Raw genomic sequence first — 18,717 nt, forward strand, 5'->3', positions numbered from 1 at the left:
AGGCTAGGGAGCGGGGGTGCCCGCCGCACTGGGGCTAGCCCCCCTGTCGGTGCGGGGGCGGGCCGCCGCCGGTGTCGCCGGGGCTGCGGCCGGCGACACCGACGGGGCCTGCTCACACTAAGCACATTGATTGTCGCGTTCTGTGCCTGTCTGGGCGGGTTTAATGACATTTGGCCGATCCCTTGCCCTGGCTGTATGACTTCATGCAGAGTTCTTGATGTCTGAATAGAAACTGGTCGGGGAGATACCCTCCCGGGGCGTCGACGACATCTGGAGGGGGAGCACGTCATGACCGTGACCGACAGCCCTGCCGCGCGGCTGCAGGCGCTCTTCGAGGGGCACCGGCTCACACCGACCCAGCGGCGTATCGCGCACAGCATGGTGCGGCGGGCCGCCGACGTGCCCTTCCTGTCCAGCGTCGAGCTGGCCGAACTGGCCGGGGTCAGCCAGCCGTCGGTGACCCGCTTCGCGGTCGCCCTGGGCTTCGACGGCTACCCGGCGCTGCGCCGGCACCTGCGTGAGGTCGCGCCCGCCGAACCGGCGGCCCAGCCGGCCTCGTACAACGAGTACCAGCAGGCGGTCGAGGCCGAGATCGAGAACCTGAGGCACCTGGCTGAGGCGCTGGCCGATCCGCGGCCAGTGCGCAGGGCGGGACAGGTGCTCGCCGCCTCACGTCCGCTGCCGGTGCTCGGCCTGCGGGCCGCGGCGGCCCAGGCCTACGGCTTCGCCTACTTCGCCGGCAAGGTCCACCCGGACGTACGGCTGCTCGACGAGGGCGGCACGATGATCCAGGACCGCATCGACGGCGCCGTACGGGCGGGTGCCTCGGCGCTGCTGTGCTTCGCGCTGCCGCGCCATCCGCGCGAGGTCGTGGACACCCTCGCCTACGCCAAGGACGCGGGGCTGACCGTCGTCACGGTCGCGGACTCGGCCTTCGCGCCCGTCGCCAAGCACTCCGACCTGCTGCTGCCCGCCGCCGTCGGCACCGGGCTCGCCTTCGACACCGCGTGTGCGCCGATGCTGCTCGGCCGGGTGCTCCTGGAGGCGATGTGCGACGACCTGCCCGACGCGCAGGCCCGCCTGGAGGAGTTCGACCAGGGGGCGGCGGCGCGGGGGCTGTTCGTGGAGTGACATCTCGTGGCCTGATGCCCGGGGCCGGGTGCTCTCAGACGCGTCTCACCAACGCTCGTTAGCCTGCCCGCCCGAACGAGGGTGCCGGGACGACGAGGAGGCAGGGCATGGCGCGCGCTGGTCGCACAGGTCGGGGAGGTCAGGGCCTGGCCCGGGTGGCCGTCGTGGTGCGGGCCGGAGCCGCGCCGCTGTGGTGGCTCGGGGTGTTCGCGGCGGGGATCGGCGTGCTGGTGCCGGGGCTGACCGGGCGCCGGATCGGGGTCCTGGCGGGGGCCGCGCTGTTCCTGGTGACGGCGGCCGTCGTGGCCTGCGTCCGGCGCCGGCGTTACCGGGCCCTGGCCCGGGGCGCCGCCCGGGCCGGACGCCACGACGTGCTCCAGGACCGGGCGGTGAGCGTCCGCGTGTGGCGCCGGGGGCACCGCTGGTGGCTCGCCCCAGCCTTCCTGGCCGCGCTGGGCAGCTCCTTCGTCCTGCCCGCGGCCGGCGGCCTGCTGCTGGCCGGCGCCGGGGTGGGGCTGTGGCTCAAGGCCGGCTGGCTCGGGCGGCTGGAGCGGGCCGAAGGCACGCTGCTGTGGGTGCGCGTGGACTGGCTGGGCAGGCGGGGCGGGCGTCCCGCGGGCAAGGCGGTGCGGGGCTACCGCGGCACCGGCCTCGCGGCGGGCGACGCGGCCCCGGGCGGAGCACGCCGCCGCACCGCGGCGCTCGGCTAGTGCCGCGGCAGGCAACGTTTGCCCGTGAAGGAGCGGTGTCCGGTGCGTGCTCTGGGGGTCCCCCCTGCTCGAAGAGCTTGGGGGAGTGCCGGCCGGAAGTCCTCGTACTGGACGTACTTGGGCTTTCGGCCGGTGCGGCGAGAGGGCGTGCCGGGCGTCGCGACGGGGCGAACGTTGTCTGTCGGGGCACTAGGACAGGTCCAGGGGCCCTCCCTGCGGGCCCGGGGTCAGACCTCCAGGTCCTCCTCGATCCTCCTCAGCTGGTGGCGGGCCATCGCCAGGTTGGCCCGCTTGGCGTCGAGGACGAGGTAGAGGAACAGTCCGTTCCCGCCGCGCCCGCTGATCAGGCGGATCAGGTGGTACTGGTCGGTCAGGGTGATCAGGATGTCCTCGATCTGCGCCTTGAGGCCGAGGTGCTCCATGGTGCGCATCTTGGCCCGTACGACATCGGTGTTGCCCGCGGCGGCGACGTTCAGGTCGAAACTCTTGCTGCCGCCCATCGTGCCCAGCGCCATGCCGCTGGTGTAGTCGACGAGCGCGACGCCTGTCGCTCCCTCGATGGAGGCGAGCGCTTCCTTCAGGCAGGTCTCGGTGTTGGCCATGGCCGGGTCTCCTTGTTCTGTCAACCATCAGTAGTGGTGCGCGCGTTGGTGGCGGTGGTGCGTGGCGCGCGGGTGGTTCTGGTCCGTGCGGTGCCGGTCCTGGTGGCCGGTTTCACCGCTTTCGCGGGCGTCGTGCCGGAAACGTCGGCCGCCTCGGCGTCGACCAGCTCCCCGATGCGGGCGCCCGCACGGCGGCCCTCCAGATGGAGGCGGCCGACGTTGACGCGGTCCTGGGCGAGCAGGGTCAGCACCGCGGTGCGGCCCGCCGCGTAGGTCGCGACATAGCCGTGGACGCCCCGCACGAGCAGTTCGCGCAGATCGCCCTGGCCGGTCACGTCCGACATGCGCACGGCGACGCCGAGCGCGGTCGCGGTGAGTGCCGCCACGCTCTCCGGCTCCACGCCGGGGGTGTCGTGGGCCAGTACGAGGCCGTCGACACTGGCGGCGAGGGCGCCGGTGAGCTGGGGTACCCGGGCTCTGAGCCGGCGTAGCTCGTCCAGGATCTCGGGCTCGGCTGCCATCCGGTGTCTCCTCTCAAAGGGCCTCCAGCGCATCCCTGAGCCTCTTCAGCAGCGTGATGTGGGGGTCGGTGGTGTACGCCGGCCGGTCGGCGAGCGCGGGGGTCTGCCCGGTGCCGTCCGGCACGGGCGCGTGCCGTGGCGCGACGACCGGCGCGACGAGCCCCGCGGCCGCCAGACGCCGTACGTCCACCAGGATGTGGAACGCCTGCCGGCCCAGCTCCCGGGCCAGGTCGGTGGCCGTGCGGGTGCCGTCGACCCGCTCCAGGAGCCTCTGCTGGCGGGGCGTCGACTTCGGTGCCGAGGCGGCGTGCGTCCGCACCAGCGGGGCGCTGTCCGGCGCGGTGTCGGGCCAGACGCGGTGCAGCAGCTCGCGGCGGCGCAGGATCTCGCGCTCCAGGGCCGCCACCGGGACCCGCAGGACGGGGCCGAGCGGGTGGGCGATGCCGTAGCGGAACCGGCCCGGGGTGCTGCTCGGGGCGAGCGCGAAGTAGGCGGCGTCGTGGAGCGCGCCCAGGTGGCACAGCTCCAGGGCGCCCTCGCCCAGATGGCCGCCGTCCAGCAGCAGGCGTGCGGCGCCGTGCCGGTCGTCGGCGCGGGTGACCGCGTCCCGCCACGCCTCGGCCGTCACTGTGCCGTGGGCGGTGAGCAGCAGGTCCAGGCCGGGGCTCAGGGGGCTCTCGGCGTGCACCACACGGCCCTCGGCGAGGTAGAGCGTGCCGTGTTCGCGGACCAGGACGCCGGTGGCGTGCTCGGCGGCGAGCCGGGTCAGCATCGGTGAGAGGCCGCCCCAGGCCGCGTCGTCGGCGGCCGGCTTGCTGCGCACCGGCAGCTGGGGCGGGGGCGGGGTGTCGACCACGGTCATCCCAGCACCAGCCGCTCGGCCATCTCGCCCAGGCGTATGCGGGCCAGGGCGAGGTTGCCCTCGGCGCGGGTCAGCCACAGATGCAGGAACACGCTGCTGTCGAAGGACGTGTCCACGAACCGCAACAGGTGGTAGCTGTCGCGGTTGCTGACGATCAGGTCCTCCACCGGCGGACGCTCCCCATCGGGGTCCTCGGCGGCGGCGAAGGCGCCGTGCTCGGCGGCCAGCCGGGCCAGTTCGGCGGCCTCCGTCGCGGTGGTCTCGTGGTCGCCTCCCGGGGACTCTCCGACGGTGCCCAGGGCAAGTCCGCTCGTCCAGTCGACCAGCGCGGCGCCTCTGGCACCGGGCAGCCGCATGGCTTCCAGTAGGCACTCGTCGATTCCGGGCACCGTTGTTCCTCTCCCACCGGGGGTTCGGCTGAGTGATGCCGACGCTACGCAGGGTGTACGCCGGTCGTGAGGGTTACGGCATTTTCCGGTGGAACATGCGACCGAGGGGCTAACGTGGGTCGACTGAACCGGGTTTCAGGCGGGGTTCGCCATGTCTTCGGCGCACCTAAAAGCTCTTCGGCGTGCCTCAGGCGCGCTCGGGTGCGCGCAGGGTGGTGAGCGCCGACGCGTGCGCCCCTCCTGACTCGGTCACGATCTCCTCGACCGGCTGCGGCTCGCGCACGACCGCGAAGGCGACACCCCCGGAGCCGTCCGGGACGTAGCCGTAAACCCCTGGCCGGGGCAGGGAGTTGTAGGCGTAGTGGTGGGCGAAGTAGTAGGCCCCGGTGTCCAGCGCCGCCACGTGGTCGCCCGGTTCGAGCGGGGCGAGCGCGCGGGCCTCGGCGAGCAGGTCGCCCGCGAAGCAGGCGGGCCCGGCCACGTCCTGCACCACCTCGGGTCCCGGCTTGGGCCGCCCCTTCGCGTCGTACGCGGCCAGGCGCAGCGGCCAGGCCTCCGGCACGTAGACCGTGCGCGTCGCGACCTGCACGCCCGCGTGGGTCACGGCCACCGGCCGCCCCCCGGCGCTCTTGGTGTACTCCACGCGGGCCACCATCGTGCCCTGCTTGGCCAGCAGCGACCGCCCGAACTCGGTCACCAGCCCGTACCGCCCCTCGCACAGCCCCGGCACCACCTCGCGCAGCAGCCGCGCGTACCGCGCGTACGTCGGAGCGGTCGCCTCGGAGCCGAAGTTCACCGGCAGCCCGCCGCCGATGTCGAGGGTGTCGATCTGCCGCCGCCCCGCGCGCGCGTTGATCTCCTCGGCGAGCTCGTACGTCCGCGCCACGCCCTGTGCCATCAGGGCGAGCGGGATGCCCTGGGACCCGGTGTGGGCGTGCAGCCGGGTCAGCCACGGCCGGTCCAGATACGCCCGCACGACCCACTCGCGGGCGCCTTCGTCACGGAGCGCCACCCCGAACTTCGAGGTCGCCGTGGCCGTCGACAGCGCCTCGATGGCACCCCCGCCGACCTGCGGATTCACCCGTATCCCGAGCGGCGAGCGAGGGGTGGCGGAGCCCACGAGGGCGTCGATGCGGGCCAGCTCCTGCGGGTTGTCGGCGTTGACGGCGATACCGAGTTCCAGCGCCTCGCGCAGTTCGGCCGGCGTCTTGGCGGGTGAGTCCAGGACGGTACGGGCGGGCGGCACCCCGGCCGCCCGCGCCAGCGCCAGTTCCCCGGGGCTCGCCACCTCGGCGCCGATGCCCTCGTCGTGCAGCAGCCGCAGGACGGGCACGAGCGGGGTCGCCTTGACCGCGAAGGCGTGCAGCACCGGAGTCCCCGGCGTCAGCACCGCCTCGAACGCCGCCCGGAGCGCCGCCGCGGACTCCCGGATGCCGGTGACGTCGAGCAGGCCCACGATGGGGGAGCCGGGGCCGAGCAGCCCCTGCGCTACCGCGGCCCGCACCGCCTCGTCCCGCCGCACCGCCCGCTCGCGGTCCGCCTCGCCGATCCCGTCGCCGTGGTTCTGGTCGATGCCGTCGTCCATGCCGCGTTCCCCGGTCCCGTCGGTGTGCCTTCAGGTCCTGCCTTCCTGACCTGGAGCGGGCCAAACATCCGCCGGCCGTGCGGGCCGGCCCGTGCACATGTATTGACTAGCTCTATTCATGACGCCAGGATGTGAATAGTCGCAGTAACAATCCGCCGGGAGCACCCACCAGGAGGCAGACCATGTCAGGACCCCGCCCCGTACGAGCGCCGCGCGGTACGGAACTGAGCGCCCTGGGATGGCAGCAGGAAGCCGCCCTGCGGATGCTCCAGAACAACCTCGACCCCGAGGTCGCCGAGCACCCCGACAAGCTCGTCGTCTACGGCGGCACCGGCAAGGCGGCCCGCGACTGGCGCTCCTTCGACGCCATGGTCCGCACGCTGAGGACCCTCAAGGCCGACGAGACCATGCTCGTCCAGTCCGGACGCCCGGTCGGCGTCATGCAGACCCACGAGTGGGCCCCGCGTGTGCTGCTGGCCAACTCCAACCTCGTCGGCGACTGGGCCAACTGGGAGGAGTTCCGCCGTCTGGAGGCCCTCGGCCTGACCATGTACGGCCAGATGACCGCCGGCTCCTGGATCTACATCGGCACCCAGGGCATCCTCCAGGGCACCTACGAGACCTTCGCCGCCGTCGCCGCGAAGAAGTTCGGCGGCACGCTCGCCGGGACGATCACCCTGACCGCCGGCCTCGGCGGCATGGGCGGAGCCCAGCCGCTCGCCGTCACCATGAACGACGGCGTGGCCATCTGCATCGACTGCGACCCGCGCGCCATCGACCGGCGTATCGAGCACCGCTACCTCGACGTGAAGGCCGACTCCCTGGAGCAGGCCCTCCAGCTGGCCGTTGAGGCGCGCGACCAGCGCAAGGCCCTCTCCATCGGCGTCCTCGGCAACGCGGCCGAACTCGTCCCGCAGCTGCTCGCCATGAGCGCGCCCATCGACATCGTCACCGACCAGACCTCCGCCCACGACCCGCTGTCCTACCTCCCGGTGGGCGTCGACTTCGAGGACATGGCCGACGCCGCCGCCAAGGACCCGGCCGGCTTCACCACCCGGGCCCGCGAGTCCATGGCCCGGCACGTCGAGGCCATGGTCGGCTTCATGGACGCCGGCGCCGAGGTCTTCGACTACGGCAACTCGATCCGCGGCGAGGCCCAACTCGCCGGGTACGAGCGGGCGTTCGCCTTCCCCGGGTTCGTCCCCGCCTACATCCGGCCGCTGTTCTGCGAGGGCAAGGGCCCGTTCCGCTGGGCCGCGCTGTCGGGTGAGGCGTCCGACATCGCCAAGACCGACAAGGCGATCCTGGAACTGTTCCCCGAGAACGAGTCCCTGGCGCGCTGGATGAAGATGGCCGGCGAGCGCGTCCACTTCCAGGGCCTGCCCGCGCGCATCTGCTGGCTCGGCTACGGCGAGCGCGACAAGGCGGGCGAGCGGTTCAACGACATGGTCGCGGGCGGTGAGCTCCAGGCGCCGATCGTGATCGGCCGCGACCACCTCGACTGCGGTTCCGTCGCCTCCCCGTACCGGGAGACCGAGGCCATGCTCGACGGCTCCGACGCGATCGCCGACTGGCCGCTGCTGAACGCGATGGTGAACGTGGCGTCGGGCGCGTCGTGGGTGTCGATCCACCACGGTGGCGGCGTCGGCATGGGACGGTCCATCCACGCCGGCCAGGTGACGGTCGCCGACGGCACCGCGCTCGCCGGGGAGAAGATCCGGCGGGTGCTCACCAACGACCCCGGCATGGGCGTGATCCGGCACGTGGACGCCGGGTACGACATCGCGGAGTCGGTGGCCGGCGAACGCGGAGTGCGCGTGCCCATGCGCGAGGGTGAGGAGGCGTGACGCGGCATCCGGCCGACCCGAACGAGGTCCGCCCGGCCGCGACGCGGACCCCGTCGCCTGCCGTGGGCGACTCCTTCCACACGATGTGGCGGGAACTGCTCCCCGTCGGGCGCCACCCCGAGTCCGGCGGCTACCGGCGATTCGCCTGGACCGCGGCCGACGCCGAGTGCCGGGCCTGGTTCCGGCAGCAGGCCGAGGACCGCGGGCTGGCCTACGAGGTCGACCGCAACGGCAACCAGTGGGCCTGGCTCGGGGACCCCGCGGCCGGGGACGCCGTGGTCACCGGGTCGCACCTCGACTCCGTGCCCGACGGCGGGGCCTTCGACGGGCCCCTGGGCGTCGTGTCCTCCTTCGCCGCCCTCGACGAACTGCGCGGCAGGAACGCGCGGTTCACCAAGCCGCTGGCCCTCGTCAACTTCGGCGACGAGGAGGGCGCACGGTTCGGGCTGGCCTGCACGGGGTCGCGGCTGACCGCAGGGCAGCTCACCGTCGAGCAGGCGCACCGGCTCACCGACGCCGACGGGGTCACGCTGCCCAGGGCCATGGAGGCCGCCGGGTACGACCCCGACGCCATCGGCCCCGACCCGGAGCGGCTCGCGCGCATCGGCGCCTTCGTCGAACTGCACGTCGAGCAGGGACGCGCCCTCGACCTGACCGGCGACCGCGTCGGTGTGGCCAGCGCCATCTGGCCGCACGGGCGGTGGCGGTTCGACTTCCGGGGCGAGGCCAACCACGCGGGCACCACCCGGCTCGTCGACCGGCGCGACCCGATGCTGTCGTACGCCGAGACCGTGCTCGCCGCCCGGCGCGAGGCAACGCTCGCCGGTGCCGTCGCCACCTTCGGCAAGATCGCCGTCGAGCCGAACGGCGTCAACGCGATCCCGTCCCTGGTGCGTGGCTGGCTCGACTCCCGCGCCGCCGACCAGGCGACCCTGGACACCGTGGTCACCGGCGTCGAGAAGGCGGCCCGCGAGTACGCCGCCGCGCACGGCGTCGACCTGGACGTGGTCCGCGAGTCCTTCACACCCGTCGTCGAGTTCGACCACGCCCTGCGCGACGAGCTCGCCCGCCTCCTGGGCACGGACACCGACCTGAAGGTGCCGGTGCTCGGCACGGGCGCCGGACACGACGCCGGAATCCTGTCCGGGAGCGTCCCGACCGCCATGCTGTTCGTGCGCAACCCCACTGGTGTCTCGCACTCCCCGGCCGAGTTCGCGGCCGAGGACGACTGCGTGGCCGGGGTGCGCGCGCTCGCCGACGTACTGGAAGGGCTGGCCTGCACGTGACCCCCACCGAGCAGACGCGGACGTACTGGCTGGAGCAGGCCTGGCTCGGCACCCATGTCGAGCCGGGCGTGGCCCTCGACGTGCGCGGCGGCCGCATCGCGGCCGTCCGCACCGGCGTGCCCGTCCCGCCGCCGGGAGCCGAGGTGCTGCGGGGACTCACGGTCCCGGGACTCGCCAACGCGCACAGCCACGCCTTCCACCGGGCTCTGCGCGGCACCGTCCAGGTCGGCTCCGGGACGTTCTGGACCTGGCGCGAGGTCATGTACGCCACCGCCGGCCGGCTCACCCCTGAGACGTACCACGCGCTGGCCCGCGCGGTGTACGCCGAGATGGCGCTGGCCGGCACCACCGCCGTCGGCGAGTTCCACTACGTCCACCACGCTCCGGGAGGCGCCAGGTACGCCGACCCGAACGCGATGGGCGAGGCGCTGATCGAGGCCGCCGCCGAAGCCGGAATCCGCATCACCCTCCTCGACACCTGCTACCTGTCCTCCGGGTTCGGTCAGCCGCCCGACACCCACCAGCTCCGCTTCTCCGACGGGACGGCCGAGGCCTGGGCCGAACGCTGTTCAGTTCTCAAGGAACGGGATCACGCGCGGATCGGTGCCGCCGTGCACTCCGTACGGGCCGTGCCCGCGCGGGAACTGGCGACGGTGGCGCGGTGGGCCGAGGAGCGGCGGGCCCCGCTCCATGTGCACCTGTCGGAGCAGACCGCCGAGAACGACGCCTGCCAGGCCGCCCACGGCTGCACCCCGGCCCGGCTGCTGGCCGACCACGGCGTGCTCGGCCCGCGCACGACCGGCGTGCACAACACCCACCTGACCGACGAGGACATCGCCCTGCTCGGCGGATCCGGCACCGGCACCTGCATGTGCCCGACCACCGAGCGGGACCTGGCCGACGGCATCGGACCCGCCGCCGCCCTCCAGCGCGCCGGCTCCCCGCTCTCCCTCGGCTCCGACAGCCACGCCGTCGTCGACCTGCTCGAAGAGGCCCGCGCGATGGAGCTGAACGAGCGGCTGCGCACTCGCACCCGCGGCCACTGGACGGCCGCGGCCCTGCTGCGCGCCGCCACCGCCGACGGGCACGCCGCCCTCGGCTGGTCCGACGCCGGCAGCCTCACCCCCGGCGCCCTCGCCGACTTCACGACGATCGCGCTGGACTCGGTCAGGACAGCGGGGACGCTGCCCAGGCTCGGCGCCGAGACGGCCGTATTCGCGGCGACCGCCGCGGACGTACGCCATACGGTCGTGGCCGGCCGGCACATCGTGCGGGACGGCGCCCACACCCTCGTACCCGACGTGCCGTCGGCGCTTGCAGGCGCCGTCGAGGCACTGCGCGGATGAATCCCCCCGTCACCCCTGAGGACACCATGAGCAGCACCGTCATCACCAACATCGCCACGCTGGTCACCAACGACCCCTCCCTCGGTGACGGATCCCCCCTCGGACTGGTCCGGGACGCGGCCGTCGTCATCGAGGGCGACCGCATCGCGTGGACCGGTGAATCCAGCAAAGCACCCGCCACTGACAACCGGGTCGACGCCGGCGGCCGGGCGGTGATCCCCGGCTTCGTCGACTCCCACTCCCACCTGGTCTTCGCGGGTGACCGCACCGAGGAGTTCAACGCCCGCATGTCCGGCCGGGCCTACAGCGCGGGCGGCATCCGCACCACGGTCGCCGCCACCCGCGCCGCCACCGACGCGGAGCTGGAGGCCAACCTCACCCACTACCTCGCCGAGGCTCTGCGCCAAGGCACGACCACCTTCGAGACCAAGTCCGGCTACGGCCTCACCGTCGCCGACGAGGCCCGCGCCCTGCGCATCGCCGCCGCGCACACCGACGAGGTCACCTACCTCGGCGCCCACATCGTCTCCCCGGACTACGCCGAGGACCCGGCGGCGTACGTCGCCCTGGTCACCGGGGAGATGCTGGACGCCTGCGCCCCGCACGCCCGCTGGGTCGACGTCTTCTGCGAGAAGGGCGCCTTCGACGGCGACCAGGCCCGGGCGATCCTCACCGCGGGCAAGGCCAAGGGCCTGCTCCCGCGCATCCACGCCAACCAGCTCACCTACGGCCCGGGCGTCCAGCTCGCCGTCGAGCTGGACGCGGCCAGCGCCGACCACTGCACCCACCTGACCGACGCGGACGTGGACGCGCTGGCGAACGGGAACACGGTCGCCACCCTCCTGCCCGGCGCCGAGTTCTCCACCCGCGCCCAGTGGCCCGACGCCCGCCGCCTCCTCGACGCGGGTGTCACGGTGGCCCTGTCCACCGACTGCAACCCGGGCTCGTCGTTCACCTCCTCGGTGCCCTTCTGCGTCGCGCTCGCCGTACGGGACATGGGCATGACCCCGGACGAGGCGGTCTGGGCGGCGACGGCGGGCGGCGCGAGGGCCCTGCGCCGCGACGACGTCGGCCGTCTGTCCCCGGGCGCCCGCGCCGACCTCGCCGTCCTGGACGCGCCCAGCCACGTCCACCTGGCCTACCGGCCGGGCGTTCCGCTGGTCACCCAGGTCTGGCGGCGCGGCGTACGCGAGGTCTGAGCAGGGCCCGTCCGGCGGATCGAGCCGCAGGAGACCGAGGGAAGGCGCCCCACCGGCCGCCCGGGTCCCGCCCGGGACCGGTCAGGCGCTGCCCGCCCGCCACTTCTGCGCCGTACCTCCGCCGCGCGGGTCGAGGGAGAGGTAGCCGTCCGGGTGCGGGGTGAGAGCGGTCCCGGTGGCAATGGCCGGGCGGATCACGCCGTCCGGGTCGACGGTGAAGCGCAGATTGAGGCCGTTCCTGCCGTCGACCGACGAGCACCTCCAGATGCCGACGCCGTTGTCCACGGAACCGCGGCTGTCCAGGCAGAAATCGGGGTCCGCCGCCGACTGGAGCACCTGGCGCGGGGCGTCGAACCGCCAGCGCTGGCTGGACGCGGACCCGCACGGGGCGGTGACGACGTCCGTGCCGTTGTCGAAGTCGCCGGCCACGTCCAGGCAGAGGCCCGAGGCGGCGTTCACCACCTGCGCGTAGGACGCGCCGGGCGGATGCACCGGCGAGGGCGACGGGCTGGGCGGCGGCTTCGGGTGCGCCGTCCGGGAGCGGCCCGGCGTCGGTTCGGGGGATGGATGCCGGGAGGGAGGCCGGGAGGTCGCGGACGGAGAGGGTGAGGGCGGGGTCGCCGACACCGTGGCCGTCACCGTGACCCGTACCGGCGGCGTGGGCACGGTCACCGCGCCCGCCGCCCGCTGGTGCGGTGTGCCGTCGTTCGAGGTGAGCACGAACAGCAGCAGCGGCGCGAGGGCCACGCCGAGCGCCGCCGAGGCCAGCACGTAGCGGCGGGAGGGCGGCCAGGCGGCGGCCCGCGCCCGGGCTCCCGGAGGCGGATCGGCCGGACGCCGTGCGACGTAGGCGGCGCCGCCCCAGGGCAGCAAGCCCTCGGCCACCGCGGTGCGCGGGTGGTCGCGCAGGGCGGACTGCTCCGCGAACGCGGCCGAGCAGTGGCCGCAGCGCGCCATGTGGGCGTGCAGGTCCAGGCTCGCGCGAGGGTGGTCCGGCCGTACCGCCTCCTCGATGAGCCGGCGGAAGTCACCGCAGCGCGGGTCGTCCGAGGCGGCCAGACGTGCCCTCAGGCAGGCCTGGGCCAACGCCTTGAGCGCCTGCGGGGTGCCGTGCACCACGTCCTGGCGGGTGAGGCCGAGGAACCTGGCCGTCCGCTCCTCGGGTTCCTGTTCCGCGATCCCGTACCAGACCAGGCCCTGGACGCGGGTCGGCAGCGACCGGAAGGCGCTGAGCATGGGCGGTACGGGGCCCTCGGGGCCGGCCGTGTTCAGGACCAGCAGCAGCCCGGGGTCGACGCCGCCGGACCGCTCGTCCCGCGCCCAGGCGGCGGTCAGCCGGGCGGTGAGCAGCAGCAGGCGCAGCCGGACCGGGACGCCCGGGTCCGCACCGCGCGCCGTCTCGCGGGCGGCGAGGGTGAACGCCTGCGCCGCGAGTTGACGGGCGGCCGACTCGCCGGCGGTGCAGTGCCGGGCGTGGGCGAGGACCCGGGGCAGGTGGCGGGCGCGCAGTTCGCGCAGTGCCGGATAGACGGCCGGGGTGTCGGCGCGGAGCAGTTCGATGAGTCGTGTGTCCGAGGCGCCCGCGTGCGGTCCGCCGCCCGTGTCCCCGGTCTCGACGCCGTCGTCGGTCCCGTCGGCCCGAGCCATTGCCCCGCCCTCCTCGCACCCCTGGTGGCACGGCCGGACTCCGGACGTACCGGCCGGTATGGGGGTGACCCATAGTGGGGGAAGCGGGCCCCGGGGGAAAGGGGTTGCCCAGGGTTTCCCAGGGTAACGGCGCCGGGGCGGCGGGCTTCTCGGCGCACGCCCCGCACGGGCCGCACGGGGCGCACGCCCCGGGCGGGCCGAGGCGCTGGGGCCGCGGTCCGCCCGGCGCCACCGACGGCACCGGACGGAAACGTCCCCTTCACCCCGTCACGGCCTCACCCCCTCACGCCGTCACCCCCTCACGCCGTCACGCCGTCACTCCTCGAGTGTCAGACCCTTGCGCAGTTGTCCGAGCGTCCGGGAGAGCAGCCGGGAGACGTGCATCTGCGAGATGCCGAGTTCCTCGCCGATCTCCGACTGGGTCATATTGGCGACGAACCGCAGGGACAGGATCTTCCGGTCCCGGGAGGGCAGCTGGGCGATCAGCGGCTTCAACGCCTCGACGTACTCGATGCCTTCGAGCCCGTGGTCCTCGTAGCCGATGCGGTCCGCGAGGGCGCCCTCGGAGTCGTCCTCCTCGGGCTGGGCGTCCAGCGACGACGCGGTGTAGGCGTTCGAGGCGGCCATGCCTTCCACCACCTCGTCGTTGGACAGGCCGAGGTGCTCGGCGAGTTCTGCGACCGTGGGGGCGCGGTCGAGCCGCTGGGCCAGTTCGTCACCGGCCTTGGCGAGGTCGAGGCGCAGTTCCTGGAGCCGGCGCGGGACGCGCACGGACCACGAGGTGTCGCGGAAGAACCGCTTGATCTCGCCGATGATGGTGGGCATCGCGAACGTCGGGAACTCCACGCCCCGGGACAGTTCGAACCGGTCGATCGCCTTGATCAGGCCGATGGTGCCGACCTGGATGATGTCCTCCATCGGCTCGCTGCGGGAGCGGAAGCGGGAGGCGGCGAACTTGACGAGCGCGAGGTTGAGCTCGACGAGCGTGTTGCGGACGTACGAGTAGGCGTGGGTGCCTTCCTCGAGGGATTCCAGCCGCTCGAAGAGGGCCTTGGACAAGGCCCGGGCGTCGTCGGGGGCCACCTCGTCGTACGGGGGGATGTCCGGAAGTCCGGCCAGTGCGTCGGCCTGATCGGCCCGCTCGGCGCGTACGTCGTGGAACTCGATGGGATCCAGGTGCTCCGCTGGGGATGCCGACGTCGCCATCTGGGTATGCGATGCGTCGAGCCGGGGTGACATGATGTCCTCCATCGTTCTCGGCATATGGCTGCCGAAGCCAATTCGTGCACTGCGGTGTGCGGCGCCTCCAAAGCCGGCCGTGTCGGTTGCGGGTCCCTACTAGCCCTACCCGCTTTCCCAACACCGCCGCAAGTTCCTTATGTGGGGGTATGTCCGTTTGTGTGCGGATGTTCGGCTGTCGGAGCAGTGAGGGAAGGCGTAGTGTTCGAGGGCGTCAGACAGCAGGCAAGACCCCGGGAGAGAGAGACGGCATGGACCGCGGGACGGTCGGCAGCGCACAGTCGGGCCGGCTTCTGGTGGAGGTGCGGCAAGAGGGTTCCAGTGCCGTCGTGACGCCGGTGGGTGAGCTCGATCACCACACGGCCGACCTGCTGCGCGAACCGCTCGAGGAGTGCCTCGACAAGGGGCGCTCGCGCCTGGTGGTGGACTGTTCACGCCTGGAGTTCTGCGACTCCACGGGGCTGAACGTGCTGCTGGGCGCGCGGCTGAAGGCAGAGGCGGCCGGAGGGGGTGTGCATCTGGCCGGGATGCTGCCGGTGGTGGCCCGCGTGTTCGAGATCACAGGGGCGGACGCGGTTTTCACCGTGCACGACTCCCTGGAGGATGCCCTGGCCGACGAGGCCGACTGAGCCGGCCTCGAGTTCGTTGACGTGCCCCTTCCGTGTTTCGCGCCCGGCGTATGCCGGGCGCACGTACGGCGGGCCGAAAACGGGGGTGTTCCCCCCGATCGGTCGGGCAGGAGACATCCTGAGTGGATCGGTCGCCCTCGCGGGAGTCGGCGACCGGGGTTTCGGCGTGTGTACGGACGTACCAAGTGTGTACGTGTGAAGTGACTGGTGACTTTTGAATCGTGAACTGGTGAATCGGTGAGGTGAAGCGCTGATGAGCACCACCCGGCCTTACTCGCCGGGCGACCGCGGCCCGGAGCCCAGCGGCGCTTCCGGGGCGTCCGAGGGGGACGCGCCGACGGGCGCGGTACCCGCAGGGGGTGCGACGGCCGTGCCGGCGGCCCCGTCCGGGAGTCGCCAGATCCGCAGGCTGAGCTTCGACGGCGAGAGCGGCGTCGTGCCGCTCGCCCGCGACTTCACCCGCCAGGCGCTGTACGCGTGGGGCTGGCTGCCCGCCGCGACCGCCGACCAGCGGGCCGCCGCCGAGGACGTGCTCCTCGTCGTCTCCGAACTGGTCACCAACGCCTGCCTGCACGCCGAGGGCCCCGACCAGCTGGAGATCACCTGCGACAACAAGGTGATCCGCATCGAGGTCTCCGACCGCGGCACCGGCCAGCCCGCCCCGCGCACCCCGCACCGCGCCGGCCGCCCCGGCGGCCACGGCATGTTCATCGTCCAGCGGCTGTGCCTGGACTGGGGCGTCGTCCGCGCTCCCGGCGTCACCGGCAAGAGAGTGTGGGCCGAGCTGGGGGCACCCGCCTGAACGCGGAGCCGCTCGGCGAGGCCCGACGGCGACCGCAACACGAGGAGCGCGACACCAGGAGCGCGACACGGAGAAGACCGCGACACGAAAGGGCCGCCCACGAGGGGCGGCCCTTTCGGCGATCGGAGGGGTGACGTCAGTGGACGTCGCCCATCAGGGACTTCACCTTCCGGCGGTACATGTAGACCGCGACACCGGCGAGGGCGGCGAGGACCGCCTCCAGGGTGACCGCCCCCGTGCCGCTGAGGTCGACCCCGGCCACGGCGGGGTTGGACAGCAGGCTGGTGATGGAGTCGCCCGCGGTGACCGCGAGGAACCACACGCCCATCATCTGGCTGGCGTACTTGGCCGGCGCCATCTTCGTCGTCACCGACAGGCCGACCGGGGAGAGGCACAGCTCGCCGACGGTCTGGATCAAGTAGATGCCGACCAGCCACATCGGGCTGACCAGGGTGTCACCGTTGGCCATGCCCAGCGGCAGCAGGAAGAAGAAGAACGAGACGCCAATGAAGAACAGGGCGGCCGCGAACTTCGCGACGGTGCTCGGCTCCTTGCCCTTGCGGCTCAGCCACAGCCAGAACCAGGCGAAGACCGGGGCCAGGGCCATGATGAACACCGGGTTCAGCGACTGGTACCAGGAGGACGGGAAGCCGAAGCCCAGCAGCGAGGATGAGGTCTTGGTCTCACCGAACGCCTGGACCGTGGAACCGCCCTGGTCGTAGATCATCCAGAAGGCGGCGGCCGCGACGAAGAACCAGATGTAGCCGGTCATCTTGGACTGCTCGACGGTCGACAGCTCCTTGTCGCGCTTGATGCGCAGCAGGACGCCGGCCGGGATGACCAGACCGATGACGGTGAGCGGGATCATCGCCCAGTTCAGGGTGAAGTGGCCGGTGAAACCGACGATGCCGTAGAAGACGGCGGCGACGGCGAGCCAGGTCAGGCCCTTGCGCAGCCAGGAGGCACGCTCGGCGGTGTCCAGCGGCTTGGGCACGACGTTGCTCTGCGGGCTCAGGTTCCGGGTGCCGATGAGGAAGGCCGCGAGACCGATCGCCATGCCCACGGCGGCGAGGCCGAAGCCCAGGTGCCAGCTGACCTGCTGGCCGACGGTGCCGATGATCAGCGGCGCGAAGAAGGCACCCATGTTGATGCCCATGTAGAAGATCGTGAAGCCACCGTCGCGGCGCGGGTCGTCCGGGCCCTTGTAGAGGTGGCCGACCATGGTGGAGATGTTGGCCTTCAGCAGGCCGGAGCCGAGCGCGACCAGCGCGAGACCGGCGAAGAAGGGCGCCTGGCCGCCGGGCAGCGCCAGCACCGTGTGGCCCGCCATGATCGTGATCGCGGCGATCGCCACCGTCTTGCGGGGACCCCAGACGCGGTCGCCCAGCCACCCGCCGGGCATGGCGAGCAGGTACACCATCGACAGGTAGACGGAGTAGATGGCGGTGGTGGTGGCCAGATCCATGCCGAGGCCACCGGTCATGCTCCCCTTCTTGGCGTCGGGGCCGCCGGAGAGCAGGTACACGACGAGAAGGGCTCGCATGCCGTAGAAGCTGAAGCGCTCCCACATCTCGGTCATGAAGAGGGTGGCCAGGCCGCGGGGGTGGCCGAAGAAGGTCTTTTCGGAACCGGGGGTGCCCGGATGGACCGAGTCCTTCGTCAGGCTGGACGCCATGGTCGTTCCTTGCTGGTCGGGACGCGCCGCCCTCGGCGGGTACGCGCCCGGTGGGGGTGGCCGGCACCGGCAGGCCCGAGGTCCACCCCACGCCCAGGGGGATCCCGCTCCGGATCGCGAAGCGGCGGACGACGGCCACCGGGATCCACACCTCTGCCCGCGTCGACGCGCGTACGAGGCCCGGCCCTAGGTCATTCTTCCCGGGCCGGTTGGGGCCGACCCGCTCAACAAAAGAGACCTTCAGCGTCAAGACGATCGCCAAAGGTCCCCTGTGTGCATCAGACGTTCAAGCCACCATACGGCAGGACACTGCCGGATATGGAAGGACTTGAGACACGGATCACAGGTCGCTGGGGAACCCTGCCCGGCTTTCGAAGGTCTATTACCAAGGCCTCAAAGGATCGCATTCCGCGCCGACCGGTCCGTGCCACGGGGCCGCACTGGCGGCACCCGACCGGCCGCAAGGTAAGAACCGTGCGTGCCGATCAGACCGCGGGACCACCCCAGCGGGCGGCGCGGGCGGACTACCATCGGCTCATGACCCGTGTACTGCTCGCCGAGGACGACGCGTCCATCTCGGAGCCGCTGGCCCGCGCACTGCGCAGGGAAGGTTACGAGGTCGAGGTGCGTGAGGACGGACCCGCCGCGCTCGACGCCGGAATGCAGGGCGGTGTCGACCTGGTCGTGCTGGACCTCGGGCTGCCCGGCATGGACGGCCTGGAGGTCGCCCGCCGGCTGCGCTCCGACGGCCACACGGTGCCCATTCTGATCCTGACCGCGCGCGCCGACGAGGTGGACACCGTCGTCGGCCTCGACGCGGGCGCCGACGACTACGTCACCAAGCCCTTCCGGCTCGCCGAACTGCTCGCCCGTGTCCGGGCCCTGCTGCGGCGCGGCGCCGCCGAGCCGCAGCAGCCGCCCGCCACGCACGGCGTGCGCATCGACGTCGAGTCCCACCGCGCGTGGATGGGCGACGAGGAGCTCCAGCTCACCGCCAAGGAGTTCGACCTGCTCCGGGTGCTCGTGCGGGACGCGGGCCGGGTCGTCACCCGCGACCAGCTGATGCGCGAGGTCTGGGACACCACCTGGTGGTCGTCCACCAAGACCCTCGACATGCACATCTCCTGGCTGCGCAAGAAGCTCGGCGACGACGCCGCGAACCCCCGGTACATCGCGACCGTGCGCGGCGTGGGTTTCCGATTCGAGAAGAGCTGAGCCGGCCGCCCCGCGCTTTCGTCAGGTAGGAG

Annotated in this window: 17 protein-coding genes; 9 read left to right on the plus strand and 8 right to left on the minus strand. The window is 72.7% G+C overall.

What is annotated here, in order from left to right:
- Nucleotides 1-288: 288 nt before the first annotated feature.
- Both ACWEK3_RS16410 and ACWEK3_RS16415 read left to right on the plus strand, forming a co-directional pair.
- Entirely contained in the window at nt 289-1,131 is an 843-nt protein-coding gene (locus tag ACWEK3_RS16410; protein WP_450543645.1) for a MurR/RpiR family transcriptional regulator, read from the plus strand.
- Nucleotides 1,132-1,238: 107 nt separating this feature from the next.
- Complete coding sequence (locus ACWEK3_RS16415; protein ID WP_450543647.1) at nt 1,239-1,841, plus strand: hypothetical protein; 603 nt, start codon at nt 1,239-1,241, stop codon at nt 1,839-1,841.
- A 227-nt stretch (nt 1,842-2,068) separates the two neighbouring features.
- Here the strand turns inward: ACWEK3_RS16415 and ACWEK3_RS16420 are convergent, their stop codons facing one another.
- From ACWEK3_RS16420 to ACWEK3_RS16440, 5 genes are all read right to left on the minus strand, one after another.
- Entirely contained in the window at nt 2,069-2,443 is a 375-nt protein-coding gene (locus ACWEK3_RS16420) for a roadblock/LC7 domain-containing protein (RefSeq protein WP_361411763.1), read from the minus strand.
- A gap of 20 nt (nt 2,444-2,463) precedes the next feature.
- Nucleotides 2,464-2,964: a roadblock/LC7 domain-containing protein gene (locus ACWEK3_RS16425; RefSeq protein WP_450546289.1), complete on the minus strand. Its 501-nt coding sequence runs from the start codon at nt 2,962-2,964 to the stop codon at nt 2,464-2,466.
- A gap of 13 nt (nt 2,965-2,977) precedes the next feature.
- Nucleotides 2,978-3,826: a transcriptional regulator gene (locus ACWEK3_RS16430; RefSeq protein ID WP_450546287.1), complete on the minus strand. Its 849-nt coding sequence runs from the start codon at nt 3,824-3,826 to the stop codon at nt 2,978-2,980.
- On the minus strand, nt 3,823-4,215 hold the full coding sequence (locus ACWEK3_RS16435; protein WP_361411757.1) for a hypothetical protein: 393 nt from the start codon (nt 4,213-4,215) through the stop codon (nt 3,823-3,825). Before ACWEK3_RS16435 ends, ACWEK3_RS16430 begins: the two co-directional genes overlap by 4 nt.
- 187 nt (nt 4,216-4,402) lie before the next feature.
- On the minus strand, nt 4,403-5,800 hold the full coding sequence (locus ACWEK3_RS16440; protein ID WP_453249945.1) for a diaminopimelate decarboxylase: 1,398 nt from the start codon (nt 5,798-5,800) through the stop codon (nt 4,403-4,405).
- A 182-nt stretch (nt 5,801-5,982) separates the two neighbouring features.
- On the opposite strand from ACWEK3_RS16440, the gene hutU reads away from it, so the two are divergent.
- From hutU to hutI, 4 genes are all read left to right on the plus strand, one after another.
- Complete coding sequence (hutU, locus tag ACWEK3_RS16445) at nt 5,983-7,647, plus strand: urocanate hydratase (protein WP_453249946.1); 1,665 nt, start codon at nt 5,983-5,985, stop codon at nt 7,645-7,647.
- 83 nt (nt 7,648-7,730) lie between these two features.
- A complete protein-coding gene (locus ACWEK3_RS16450) occupies nt 7,731-8,933 on the plus strand; it encodes an allantoate amidohydrolase (RefSeq protein WP_361412068.1) in 1,203 nt (400 codons plus the stop codon).
- The gene (locus ACWEK3_RS16455) at nt 8,930-10,279 is read left to right on the plus strand and encodes a formimidoylglutamate deiminase (RefSeq protein ID WP_450546279.1); all 1,350 of its coding nucleotides are present in this window, start codon (nt 8,930-8,932) and stop codon (nt 10,277-10,279) included. Before ACWEK3_RS16450 ends, ACWEK3_RS16455 begins: the two co-directional genes overlap by 4 nt.
- Nucleotides 10,280-10,305: 26 nt before the next feature.
- Nucleotides 10,306-11,478 carry an imidazolonepropionase gene (gene hutI, locus ACWEK3_RS16460; protein ID WP_384427447.1) on the plus strand — a complete coding sequence of 391 codons (1,173 nt, stop codon included), beginning with the start codon at nt 10,306-10,308 and terminating at the stop codon, nt 11,476-11,478.
- Nucleotides 11,479-11,559: 81 nt separating this feature from the next.
- Here hutI and ACWEK3_RS16465 read toward each other — a convergent pair whose 3' ends face one another.
- Both ACWEK3_RS16465 and ACWEK3_RS16470 read right to left on the minus strand, forming a co-directional pair.
- Complete coding sequence (locus ACWEK3_RS16465; RefSeq protein ID WP_453249947.1) at nt 11,560-13,125, minus strand: ricin-type beta-trefoil lectin domain protein; 1,566 nt, start codon at nt 13,123-13,125, stop codon at nt 11,560-11,562.
- 315 nt (nt 13,126-13,440) lie between these two features.
- The gene (locus ACWEK3_RS16470) at nt 13,441-14,376 is read right to left on the minus strand and encodes an RNA polymerase sigma factor SigF (protein WP_172632949.1); all 936 of its coding nucleotides are present in this window, start codon (nt 14,374-14,376) and stop codon (nt 13,441-13,443) included.
- 239 nt (nt 14,377-14,615) lie between these two features.
- On the opposite strand from ACWEK3_RS16470, the gene ACWEK3_RS16475 reads away from it, so the two are divergent.
- Nucleotides 14,616-14,993 carry an STAS domain-containing protein gene (locus ACWEK3_RS16475; protein WP_450546274.1) on the plus strand — a complete coding sequence of 126 codons (378 nt, stop codon included), beginning with the start codon at nt 14,616-14,618 and terminating at the stop codon, nt 14,991-14,993.
- Between the two features lie 253 nt (nt 14,994-15,246).
- Nucleotides 15,247-15,795 carry an ATP-binding protein gene (locus tag ACWEK3_RS16480; RefSeq protein WP_390728393.1) on the plus strand — a complete coding sequence of 183 codons (549 nt, stop codon included), beginning with the start codon at nt 15,247-15,249 and terminating at the stop codon, nt 15,793-15,795.
- Nucleotides 15,796-15,931: 136 nt separating this feature from the next.
- On the opposite strand, the gene ACWEK3_RS16485 is transcribed toward ACWEK3_RS16480, so the two are convergent.
- Complete coding sequence (locus ACWEK3_RS16485) at nt 15,932-17,470, minus strand: peptide MFS transporter (protein WP_453249948.1); 1,539 nt, start codon at nt 17,468-17,470, stop codon at nt 15,932-15,934.
- 537 nt (nt 17,471-18,007) lie between these two features.
- On the opposite strand from ACWEK3_RS16485, the gene ACWEK3_RS16490 reads away from it, so the two are divergent.
- Nucleotides 18,008-18,685 (plus strand): response regulator transcription factor, encoded by a 678-nt coding sequence (locus ACWEK3_RS16490; RefSeq protein WP_100571005.1) that lies wholly within the window; start codon nt 18,008-18,010, stop codon nt 18,683-18,685.
- Nucleotides 18,686-18,717 lie beyond the last annotated feature (32 nt).

The organism is Streptomyces sp. NPDC004721 (assembly GCF_053601495.1).

Coding starts and splice junctions, on each gene's coding strand:
- ACWEK3_RS16410 (WP_450543645.1), top strand. CDS start 289: ATGACCGTGACCGACAGCCCTGCCGCGCGGCTGCAGGCGCTCTTCGAG.
- ACWEK3_RS16415 (WP_450543647.1), top strand. CDS start 1,239: ATGGCGCGCGCTGGTCGCACAGGTCGGGGAGGTCAGGGCCTGGCCCGG.
- ACWEK3_RS16420 (WP_361411763.1), bottom strand. CDS start 2,443: ATGGCCAACACCGAGACCTGCCTGAAGGAAGCGCTCGCCTCCATCGAG.
- ACWEK3_RS16425 (WP_450546289.1), bottom strand. CDS start 2,964: ATGGCAGCCGAGCCCGAGATCCTGGACGAGCTACGCCGGCTCAGAGCC.
- ACWEK3_RS16430 (WP_450546287.1), bottom strand. CDS start 3,826: ATGACCGTGGTCGACACCCCGCCCCCGCCCCAGCTGCCGGTGCGCAGC.
- ACWEK3_RS16440 (WP_453249945.1), bottom strand. CDS start 5,800: ATGGACGACGGCATCGACCAGAACCACGGCGACGGGATCGGCGAGGCG.
- hutU (WP_453249946.1), top strand. CDS start 5,983: ATGTCAGGACCCCGCCCCGTACGAGCGCCGCGCGGTACGGAACTGAGC.
- ACWEK3_RS16450 (WP_361412068.1), top strand. CDS start 7,731: ATGTGGCGGGAACTGCTCCCCGTCGGGCGCCACCCCGAGTCCGGCGGC.
- hutI (WP_384427447.1), top strand. CDS start 10,306: ATGAGCAGCACCGTCATCACCAACATCGCCACGCTGGTCACCAACGAC.
- ACWEK3_RS16465 (WP_453249947.1), bottom strand. CDS start 13,125: ATGGCTCGGGCCGACGGGACCGACGACGGCGTCGAGACCGGGGACACG.
- ACWEK3_RS16470 (WP_172632949.1), bottom strand. CDS start 14,376: ATGGAGGACATCATGTCACCCCGGCTCGACGCATCGCATACCCAGATG.
- ACWEK3_RS16475 (WP_450546274.1), top strand. CDS start 14,616: ATGGACCGCGGGACGGTCGGCAGCGCACAGTCGGGCCGGCTTCTGGTG.
- ACWEK3_RS16480 (WP_390728393.1), top strand. CDS start 15,247: ATGAGCACCACCCGGCCTTACTCGCCGGGCGACCGCGGCCCGGAGCCC.
- ACWEK3_RS16485 (WP_453249948.1), bottom strand. CDS start 17,470: ATGGCGTCCAGCCTGACGAAGGACTCGGTCCATCCGGGCACCCCCGGT.
- ACWEK3_RS16490 (WP_100571005.1), top strand. CDS start 18,008: ATGACCCGTGTACTGCTCGCCGAGGACGACGCGTCCATCTCGGAGCCG.